Here is an 8,736-nt window from a genome sequence, read left to right on the forward strand (position 1 = left end):
CTTGCGCGCCGCTTCGATCTGCTCGACCGAGCGCCGCTGCGGCTCAGGCTCTCCCATCAGCGCTTCTTGTTGGCGCCCTTGCCGGCTTTCTTGCCGCCACCGCCCGCAACCGGGGCTGGGCCGCCACCGTCGGCGCCGGCCGGCACGGCCGCCGCGACCACCGACTTGGCCTTGCCGCCGATCGGCGCGCCGTGGCGGCGCATGATGGTGTACTGCTGGGCGATCGAGAGGGTATTGCTCCACGCCCAGTAGATCACCAGACCGGCGGCGAACGGCGCCAGCATGAAGGTGAACAGGATCGGCAGGAACTGGAACACGCGCGCTTGCACCGGATCGGCGGGCGCCGGGTTCAGCTTCTGCTGAAGGAACATCGTGACGCCCATGATGAGCGGCCAGATGCCGATGTTGAAGAAGTGCAGGAACTCCGGCACGTGCCAGTGGAACAGGCCGAAGCCGGTCAGGATGGTGAGCGGATCGGGCGCCGCCAGATCCTTGATCCAGCCGAAGAACGGCTGATGGCGCATCTCGATGGTGGTGTAGAGCACCTTGTAGAGCGCGAAGAACACCGGGATCTGCACCACGATAGGAAGGCAGCCGGCAGCCGGATTGACCTTCTCGCGGCGATAGAGCTGCATCATCTCCTGGTTCAGGCGCTGCTTGTCCTCGCCGTAGCGCTGCTTGAGCTTCTCCATCTCCGGCTGCAGCGCCTTCATCTTGCTCATCGCCGCATAGGACTTGTTGGCGAGCGGGAAGAACACCGCCTTGACGATCACGGTCAGCACCAGGATCGCCACGCCAAAGTTGCCGATCTGGGCGTACAGCCATTCGAGCAGCCAGAACATCGGCTTGGTGAAGAACCAGAACCAGCCCCAGTCGATCGTGAGATCGAAGCGCTCGAAGCCGTACTTGTCGCGGTAGGCGTCGACCACGCGCACGATCTTGGCGCCAGCGAACAGGTGGGAACTGCTTTCGCCGGTCGCGCCGGGCGCGATCGACAGGGCAGGGGCGACATAGTCGACCTGGTATTTGACGTTGGCGTCGGCGCCGGTTTCCTTCAGCGTGACGTCGACCTTCTGTTTCTGGTCGGGGATGAGCGTCGCCATCCAGTACTTGTCGGTGATCCCCACCCAGCCCCCGGTGGTGCTCATCTTCTCCTGCTTGTCGCCCTTGAAGTCCTTGTAACTGAACTCCTTCAGGCTGCCGTTGAAGACGCCGTATGGTCCCTCGTGCAGCACGTAGGTGCCTTCCGGCGGCGGCTGGCCGTAGCGCACGACGAGGCCCCAGGGAAAGAGCGTCACCGGCTTGTCCGACTTGTTCTCGACACTCTGCTTGACGCTGAACAGGAAGTGATCGTCGATCGAGAAGGCGAGCACGAAGGTGAGATTCTGGCCGTTGTCCCAGGTGAGCCGCACCGGTTGGCCGGGTTCGAGCTTCGACTTGTCGGCGGTCCAGAGCGTGTCAGGTCCGGGCAGCTTTATCGAGGAGTCGGAGGCCGACCAGCCGAACTCGGCATAGTAGGGATGCTCGCTGCCGACGGGCGACAGGACAGGCACGGGCGGGCTGCCGGGATCGAGCGTCTCGCGCTGCTTGGCAAGCTGCACGTCATCGACGCGGCCGCCCTTGAGATTGATCGAGCCGATCAACTCCGGCGTGCTGAAGGTGACGCGCGGGCTCCTGGCGAGCGCCTGCTCGCGCGGCACGAAAGGCTCGGGCGCAGTCGTCGCCGAGCCGGGTTTGGTCCCGGGCGCCGAAGGGCTGCCGGGCGACGACGTCGCCGGCTGGCTGGACTGGGTCGTCGTCTGCTGCTGCTGTTGTTGCTGCGGCGGCGTGTGCTTGGCCGGAAAGGCATATTGCCAGCCCAGGATGATCAGCACCGAGAGCACGATCGCGACGATGAAATTCTTCTGGTCCATTGGATGAAACTTCAGGAGTGCTCAGCGGTATGGCAGGACAGGCTGCGCCGCGCCGGGACAGGATCGTAGCCGCCGCCTCCCCAGGGATGGCAGCGGCAGAGCCGCCGCGCCGTCAGCCAGCTTCCCGTCAGCGCGCCGTGCACCGCCACGGCCTCGGCAGCATAGGCCGAGCAGGACGGTTCGTAGCGGCAGGCGCCGACGAAGAAGTAGGCGAGCGTCAGTTGATAGAGACGGATCGCTGCCCGCAGGAACAGTGACATCATGTGGCGGGGAAACTGGCGATTCGAGGGGACCGGCGCAAGCCATCCGGAGCAGGTCATGGCGTCGCTACGGGCGCTTGGGGCGCGAGCGCCTTGAGGCGCTTCAAGGCCTCGACCAGTTCGCTCTGGAGGGTCGCGAAATCGCGCCCCAGGGCGGCCTGTCGGCCGACCAGCACATAGTCGAGATCGGAGCGGGCGCGGGTCGGGATCACCAGCCGGGCGATCTCCCGCAGCCGGCGCCGGACGCGATTGCGTTCGACGGCGTTGCCGACTTTGCGGCTGACGGTAAAGCCCACTCGAACGGCCGGCCGCGCCAGATTTTCCGGAGCCGGCGCGACTTGCAGCACGAAGCCCGGCATGGCGCACCGGCGCCCGGCCTGGACGCGCAAAAAGTCCCTGCGATCGGGAAGACGCCCGGGGCGCGCCGGGGCCAAGGGAGGAAGGCCTGGACTAGGCCGACAGCCGCTTGCGGCCCGATCTGCGGCGATTGGCGATAACCTTACGGCCTCCAACCGTTGCCATCCTGGACCGGAAGCCGTGTCGCCGCTTGCGGATCAGCTTGCTCGGCTGATACGTGCGTTTCATGACGCAACTCCTTCAAAGACAAGCCCCCGCGCACGGCGACGGGGGCGAAATTCTGTGGGCGTGGGTAATAGGCGTGCACAGAGGCCGAGTCAACGCCGCAAGGGCTAGGATGGCCCATGTCCCTCGTTCTCCATGGCTACCATCACAGTGTCTATCTCCGCATCGCCCGCCTGACCTTGGCCGAGAAGGGCGTGCCGTACGAGCGCGTGGAGGTGAACCCCTTCGCGTCCGATTTGCCCGCGGCCTACCTCGAGCTTCATCCCTTCGGCCGCGTGCCGGTCCTCGTTCATGACGGCTTCGCGCTCTACGAAACGGCAGCGATCACGCGCTACACCGACCGCACCTTTCCGGGCCCGCCGCTGCAGCCGGCCCGTCCCAAGGCGCTTGCCCGCATGGATCAGATCATCGGCGTCGTTGATGCCTATGCCTACTGGCCCCTCGTACGCCAGGTGTTCGCCCACCGCGTGATCCGGCCGCGCCTCGGCCAGCCGGCGGACGAGTGCGAGATCGCCAAGGGCCTCGGCGCAGCGCCCAAGGTTCTGGCTGCCCTGGAGAAGCTTGCTTCGGGCGAGACCCTCCTCGTTGGCCCCGCCATCTCTCTCGCCGATCTACATCTCGGCGCGATGATTGCCTATTTCGTTCAGGCGCCGGAGGGCGCAGCGATGCTGCCCGCGTATCCTCGTCTCGCAACGTGGTGGAGGACGATCGCCGCGCGGCCGAGTTTCGCCGCGACCGATCCCCGATGAATGCTGTGGAGACCGCCCTCGGGCACTGCGGGAGGGCCCGATTCCTTCGGGCGCGGCCGGCAGTGTGGCGGACGGCTCCCGGACAGGCTGACTAGGCCGGTCTTCCACTCTCCGATAAGATCGCGACCATGGCTGCCGATATCACCGTTCGGGCGCGTGCGGCACGGTCGACGAAGTCGCTGCTGCCGAGCTTCGGCCTGTCATGGCGCATCATGGGGCTGGTGGTGGCGGCGATGATGACGGCCGAGGTGCTGCTGTTCCTGCCCTCGATCGCCCGCTTCCGCATGGTCTATCTCGAGCAGTTGATCGAAAGCGGCACCCTCGCGGCGCTGGCGCTTGATGCGACGCCGGACAACATGGTCACCGAGGAGGTCAAGCGCACCCTTCTCAACAATGCCCGCGTCGATGCGGTGGTGCTGGTCGAGCCCAACAAGCCCAAACGCGCGCTGCTCAACATTCCGCCCCGGCCCGACATGCCGAGCTTCAACCTCATGGAACGCGGCGCCCTCGGGCTCATCTGGGATGCCCTGGCGGCGATGACGCGGGACGGCGCCTATTACATCCGGGTCGGCGGCGAATCGATGCGCCTGCCGCACGCCATGGTCTGGATCGTGGTCGACGAGCTGCCGATGCGCATCGCCATGTACGGCTATGCCGGCCGCATGCTGGTGCTGTCGCTGATCGTCGCCCTGTTCACCGCGTCGCTGCTCTACCTGGCTCTGCGATGGCTGGTGATCCGGCCGCTGCAGGATCTGTCCGAGGACATGACCGCGTTCCGCCGCGCGCCCGAGGGGCCGGGCAACGAGCGGCCGCCGACCGGACGCGACGACGAGATCGGCGTGGTCGATCGCGAGTTCCGCAACCTGCAGCGCGAGCTGCGGGCCTCGCTGCGTCAGAAGTCGCGGCTGGCCGAGGTCGGCGCCGCCTCCAACAAGATCAATCACGATCTGCGCAACATGCTGTCGACGGCCAGGCTGCTGTCGGATCGTCTGGCGCGCAGCGACGACGAACGTACACGCAAGCTTGCCCCCACCATTCTCAACACCATCGACCGCGCCACCCGGCTCGCGAGCGAAGCGATCGAGTATGTGCGCGATCAACCGAGTCCGCGACTCGCCGAGTTCGATCTCGCCGACCTCGTCGACGAAGTCGGCGTGGCGCTGCAGGAGCAGGGCGAGGAGAGCGACCCCAACCTGCTGCGCAATTGGACGAACGCCCTGGGCGGCGAGCGCCGTGTGCGGGCCGACCGTGACCTCCTTTATCGCGTGCTGGTCAATCTCGGCCGCAACGCGTTCGATGCCGGGGCGACCACGGTGAGCGTCTCGACCCGACCTCGCGGGCCCTACCTGCTGGTCGATGTCGCTGACAATGGTTGCGGAGTGCCGCCCGACGTTGCCGCTCAGCTCTTCCGGCCGTTCACGACCGGCGGGCGTGCCGGTGGTGCGGGCCTGGGGCTTGCCATCGCCCGCGACCTCGTGCGCGCCCACGGCGGCGAAATCGTGCTGGCCGAAAGCGGGCCCGCCGGCACCACCTTTCAATTCTCCCTGCCGGCGAACGGCCTCTGACCGGGCGCCGGCCGTCCTATTGGCCGGCCAGCAGGTGCCTGGCGAAGGTGCGGATGCGCTCGGCATTGACGCCGAGATCGGACGTTCCGCTGCGGCTCTTGGAGCGGATATCCACGCGGCTGCCCGCGCCGTCACGCCTGATTCGCACCGCGATGTCGTCGCGGAAGCCGAACCACGGGCTGATGGCGATCGCCTCGAGGCGCCCGTCGGCGGGCGCGCGCGCGACGACGTCCCATCCCATCTCGGTTGCCACATGATCGACGCGCTTGAAGGCCTCGGCTGGCGGCACGTTCAGGCGGATCGGCGTCAGGTCGGGGTAGATCGCATGCTGCAGCTCGGCTGTGGCGTGGCCGGGATAGGCCGGCCCGTTGGTTGCCCTTTGGCGCATCTGCAGCGTGACGACCAGCTTCGGCGGATCCTCGGTGTCCGTCGTGATGTCGGTCAGATCGGGGGCACGGTAAGCGTGCATCAGCCAGGACAGCGGCGCCCAGGCGGCGGCCCCGGCGATGATCAGCGCCAGCACGGCGGCGACAAAGCCGCGCCGGCGATCGCCTGGCCGGGTCGGCACGACGGTCGCGAGAGCCAGGGCGATGGCGGCGGCGGCGATGTAGAACCCGTAGCGAAAGACATCGAGGGCTATGGTCCGGTCGACGCCCAGATAGCGATGCATCGGCCCTGCAATCGCGACGACGGGCGCCGACAGGCACGCCAGCGCGAAAGCCAGGCGCGCGAGTCGATGACTCACCGGATTCGTCGGGCGAAATATCATGCCGTCCCTGCCGTCACGGCATCGTAACCACGAAAGTTGTTCCATGCATCCGAGCGGCTCCGGGGCATGCCTCTCGACAGCGGGAAGGGCGTTCTCTATGCGCGAGCCATGACCATCGTCGCCACCGGGCGCAGCCGCGCCATGGCCGCAGGGATCGGGGCCATCGCACTTTGGGGAGCGCTGGCGACGCTCTCTGTCCTGGCGGGCCCGATTCCGCCGTTCCAGATGGTGGCCATGACCTTTGCGATCGGGGCGACGATCGGCGTCGTTCGCGCCCGCCGTCGCGGCATGGAGTGGGGAAGCCTGCTGCTCTGGCCAGGCCGCGTCTGGATGCTGGGCGTCGGCGGCCTGTTCGGCTATCACGCCCTCTACTTCGCGGCGCTGCAACTTGCGCCGCCCGCGGAAGCCAACCTCGTCAACTATCTCTGGCCGTTGCTGATCGTGCTCCTGTCGGCACCGCTTGCCGGCGAGCGGCTCGGCTGGAACCATCTCCTGGGCGCCCTCATGGGCTTCGTCGGCGTGGTCCTGCTCGCTCTCGGTCGCGGCGCGAGTTTCACCGGCGCCTATCTCTCCGGCTATCTTCTGGCGCTCGGCTGCGCCTTCACCTGGTCACTCTATTCGGTCCTGTCGCGTCGTTTCGGCGAGACCCCAAGCGACGCAATCGCCGCCTTCTGCGCCGCCGCATCTCTGCTCTCGCTGATCTGTCATCTTCTGTTCGAGACGACGGCATGGCCCGCGACAGCGGCGGCGTGGCTCGCCGTGGTCGCCCTCGGTCTCGGCCCGGCAGGGACGGCATTCTATCTCTGGGACCACGCCGTGAAGCGCGGCGACATCCGTGCGCTCGGCTCTCTCAGCTACGCCGCACCGATCCTGTCGACCGGATTGCTGGTCGCCTGTGGCTTGGCACGCCCGACGAGCAACCTGCTGATGGCCGCCTTGCTGGTTACGTCCGGTGCCGTCCTCGCTTCGCGCGAGCTATGGAAGCGCTGAGCCCTGGGACGGCCGCCATCCCGGCGGAGCGAGCTCGAAGCCGCCGAATTCGAACGCAGGCGCCACCGTGCAGCCGACGAGCGTCCAGTAGCCGAGAGAACGGGCCGTCTGCCAGACGCCGCGCGGTACGACCGCCTGCGGCAGCTCGCCGAGATCGAGATCGCTGCCGAGCCGCAACCGCCGCACCCTGCGCCCATCGTCGCTGAGCGAAAGTTCGAGCGGCGCGCCGGCATAGCGATGCCAGACCTCGTCGGCATCGACCCGGTGCCAGTGCGAGCGCTCGCCTGCCTTCAGCAGAAAGTAGATCGCCGTGCTGGCGCCGCGCGGCGTACCGGCGGCGCGGAACGTCTCGCGATAGTGGCCGCCCTCGGGATGCGGCTGCAGGCCGAGGCGAGCGATGATCTCGTCGGCGGTCACGGCCGTCGTCTCAGCCGGGCGGCGGCACCGTCGCCTTGATCGAGGGCGTCCTGCCCGCAGAGGCGAACCACTTGGCGAGCTTGGGATGGCTGGCGCGCCAGTCGAAGGTCGAGAAGCGGAAGTCGAGATAGCCCAGCGCGCACGCTACGGCGATCGTGCCGATGGTGGGCTTGCCCTTGAGCGCCTTGGCTTCCGCCTCGAGCTGGCCCAGCACTCCTTCGATCTTCTTCATCTGGCCCTTGCTCCACTCGGGCCAGCGCCGCTCCTCGGGCCTCAGGAAGCCTTCGTAGCGCGCCAGCAGCGCCGCATCGAGGAGGCCGTCGCCCATTGCCTGCTGGCGCAGAGCCACCCAACGATCTCGGCCCTTGCGCGGGAAAAGCTTGCGGCCCTTGTGCTGGTTGTCGAGGTACTCGCAGATCACCGGTGAATCGAACAGGTCTATGCCCTTCACCGAGAGCACCGGGATCTTGCCGATCGGATTGTGCTTGTCGACATCGGCGTTGGGCGCCACCGGCGAGAGGGCGACGTTGACCATCTCGATCTTCTTGTCGAGGCCGGTCTCGAGGGCCAGCACCCGGACTTTGCGGGCGTAGGGTGAGGCGGGCGAATAGTAGAGCTTCATCTTGGCCATGATCGGTCTCCCCTCTCAAACTGCCGCTTCAGGCTGAAGCGACGGCCGGAATGTCGGTATCGTTCAGCCGCACCTTGCGCGCGACCTCGATGAGCTGCTGCCAGGTGGTACGGTCGACCGGCACGCCGTTCTTCTCGCGATCGAGCCTGCGCGCACGCTCCGGTTCGCCCGGCATCAGGACTTCCTCCACACCGGGCTGCGGCCGGGCGGACTTCACCCAGTTGTAGAAGGTCTCGACCTCTTCCTCGAAAAGCGCGGTGCCGCCCATCGCCGCCGGATCGATGATGATCGAGAGCATGTTGTTGATGATGTCGTGCCCGTCCTTCTTGATGGTGCGCGGGCTGTGGGTGCGGCCGCCGGTCAGCGCGCCCGCCAGCAGGTCGCAGATCACGGCGAGACCGCCGCCCTTGTGCAATCCGAACGGCAGAATGGCGCCGAACGGCGGATTGTACATCACGCCGGGATCGGTGCTGGGCTTGCCCTCGGCGTCGATCAGCAGACCCGCATCCATCTGAACCTTCTTGTTGTTGGCCACTCGCACCTTGCCCATCGCCACCTGGCTGGTGGCGAAGTCGAGCACGATCGGCTCGCCGCCGTTGCGCGGCACGGCCGTGCAGTAGGGATTGGTGGTGAAGCGCGGCTCGGCGCCGCCGAACGGCGCGACCAGCGACTTGTGCCCATGCACGTTCACCCAGTGCATGCTGACGAGGCCGGCGCGCGCGCATTGTTCGGCCCAATGGCCAATGCGTCCGATATGGTGGGAATTGGTGAGGCCCACGACGCAGACGCCGTGCTTCCTCGCCCGCTCGATGCCGATATCCATCGCTTCCTTGGCGATCACCTGGCCATAGCCGGCGCCG

11 protein-coding genes are annotated in these 8,736 nt (G+C 67.1%); 3 read left to right on the top strand and 8 right to left on the bottom strand.

The features are described from left to right. Positions 1-56: 56 nt before the first annotated feature. Genes yidC through rpmH form a run of 4 tightly spaced genes read right to left on the bottom strand, consistent with a single transcriptional unit; the run spans position 57 to position 2,758 of the window. Entirely contained in the window at positions 57-1,913 is a 1,857-nt protein-coding gene (gene yidC, locus VH499_RS24345) for a membrane protein insertase YidC (protein WP_332055367.1), read from the bottom strand. A gap of 11 nt (positions 1,914-1,924) precedes the next feature. After that, positions 1,925-2,176 (bottom strand): membrane protein insertion efficiency factor YidD, encoded by a 252-nt coding sequence (gene yidD, locus VH499_RS24350; protein WP_332055368.1) that lies wholly within the window; start codon positions 2,174-2,176, stop codon positions 1,925-1,927. A 53-nt stretch (positions 2,177-2,229) separates the two neighbouring features. Then, on the bottom strand, positions 2,230-2,607 hold the full coding sequence (gene rnpA / locus VH499_RS24355; protein WP_332055369.1) for a ribonuclease P protein component: 378 nt from the start codon (positions 2,605-2,607) through the stop codon (positions 2,230-2,232). A 16-nt stretch (positions 2,608-2,623) separates the two neighbouring features. After that, positions 2,624-2,758, bottom strand: coding sequence for a 50S ribosomal protein L34 (rpmH, locus tag VH499_RS24360; protein WP_085934982.1), 135 nt, complete (start codon positions 2,756-2,758; stop codon positions 2,624-2,626). A gap of 116 nt (positions 2,759-2,874) precedes the next feature. On the opposite strand from rpmH, the gene VH499_RS24365 reads away from it, so the two are divergent. Both VH499_RS24365 and VH499_RS24370 read left to right on the top strand, forming a co-directional pair. Continuing rightward, entirely contained in the window at positions 2,875-3,504 is a 630-nt protein-coding gene (locus VH499_RS24365) for a glutathione S-transferase family protein (protein WP_332055370.1), read from the top strand. Positions 3,505-3,632: 128 nt separating this feature from the next. Continuing rightward, entirely contained in the window at positions 3,633-5,069 is a 1,437-nt protein-coding gene (locus VH499_RS24370) for a HAMP domain-containing sensor histidine kinase (RefSeq protein ID WP_332055371.1), read from the top strand. A 16-nt stretch (positions 5,070-5,085) separates the two neighbouring features. On the opposite strand, the gene VH499_RS24375 is transcribed toward VH499_RS24370, so the two are convergent. Further along, the gene (locus VH499_RS24375) at positions 5,086-5,814 is read right to left on the bottom strand and encodes a DUF1499 domain-containing protein (RefSeq protein ID WP_332055372.1); all 729 of its coding nucleotides are present in this window, start codon (positions 5,812-5,814) and stop codon (positions 5,086-5,088) included. Between the two features lie 132 nt (positions 5,815-5,946). Here VH499_RS24375 and VH499_RS24380 point away from each other — a divergent pair, with 132 nt between their 5' ends. Next, positions 5,947-6,828 (top strand): DMT family transporter, encoded by an 882-nt coding sequence (locus VH499_RS24380; RefSeq protein WP_414709837.1) that lies wholly within the window; start codon positions 5,947-5,949, stop codon positions 6,826-6,828. Here the strand turns inward: VH499_RS24380 and VH499_RS24385 are convergent. The 3 genes from VH499_RS24385 to VH499_RS24395 all read right to left on the bottom strand — a co-directional run. Further along, on the bottom strand, positions 6,814-7,245 hold the full coding sequence (locus VH499_RS24385; protein ID WP_332055373.1) for a cupin domain-containing protein: 432 nt from the start codon (positions 7,243-7,245) through the stop codon (positions 6,814-6,816). The genes VH499_RS24380 and VH499_RS24385 overlap by 15 nt on opposite strands. A 10-nt stretch (positions 7,246-7,255) precedes the next feature. Continuing rightward, positions 7,256-7,876, bottom strand: a complete 621-nt coding sequence (locus VH499_RS24390; protein ID WP_332055374.1) for a glutathione S-transferase — start codon at positions 7,874-7,876, stop codon at positions 7,256-7,258. 28 nt (positions 7,877-7,904) lie between these two features. Beyond that, positions 7,905-8,736: malate/lactate/ureidoglycolate dehydrogenase (locus VH499_RS24395; protein WP_332055375.1), on the bottom strand; the 832-nt coding region annotated here is incomplete at its 5' end.

The organism is Reyranella sp. (genome assembly GCF_036558665.1).
Classification (GTDB): Bacteria; Pseudomonadota; Alphaproteobacteria; order Reyranellales; family Reyranellaceae; genus Reyranella.

What these genes read in the sequence shown, in the direction of transcription:
- yidC (WP_332055367.1), bottom strand. Translation starts at nt 1,913, where the DNA reads ATGGACCAGAAGAATTTCATCGTCGCGATCGTGCTCTCGGTGCTGATC.
- yidD (WP_332055368.1), bottom strand. Translation starts at nt 2,176, where the DNA reads ATGATGTCACTGTTCCTGCGGGCAGCGATCCGTCTCTATCAACTGACG.
- rpmH (WP_085934982.1), bottom strand. Translation starts at nt 2,758, where the DNA reads ATGAAACGCACGTATCAGCCGAGCAAGCTGATCCGCAAGCGGCGACAC.
- VH499_RS24365 (WP_332055370.1), top strand. Translation starts at nt 2,875, where the DNA reads ATGTCCCTCGTTCTCCATGGCTACCATCACAGTGTCTATCTCCGCATC.
- VH499_RS24370 (WP_332055371.1), top strand. Translation starts at nt 3,633, where the DNA reads ATGGCTGCCGATATCACCGTTCGGGCGCGTGCGGCACGGTCGACGAAG.
- VH499_RS24380 (WP_414709837.1), top strand. Translation starts at nt 5,947, where the DNA reads ATGACCATCGTCGCCACCGGGCGCAGCCGCGCCATGGCCGCAGGGATC.
- VH499_RS24390 (WP_332055374.1), bottom strand. Translation starts at nt 7,876, where the DNA reads ATGGCCAAGATGAAGCTCTACTATTCGCCCGCCTCACCCTACGCCCGC.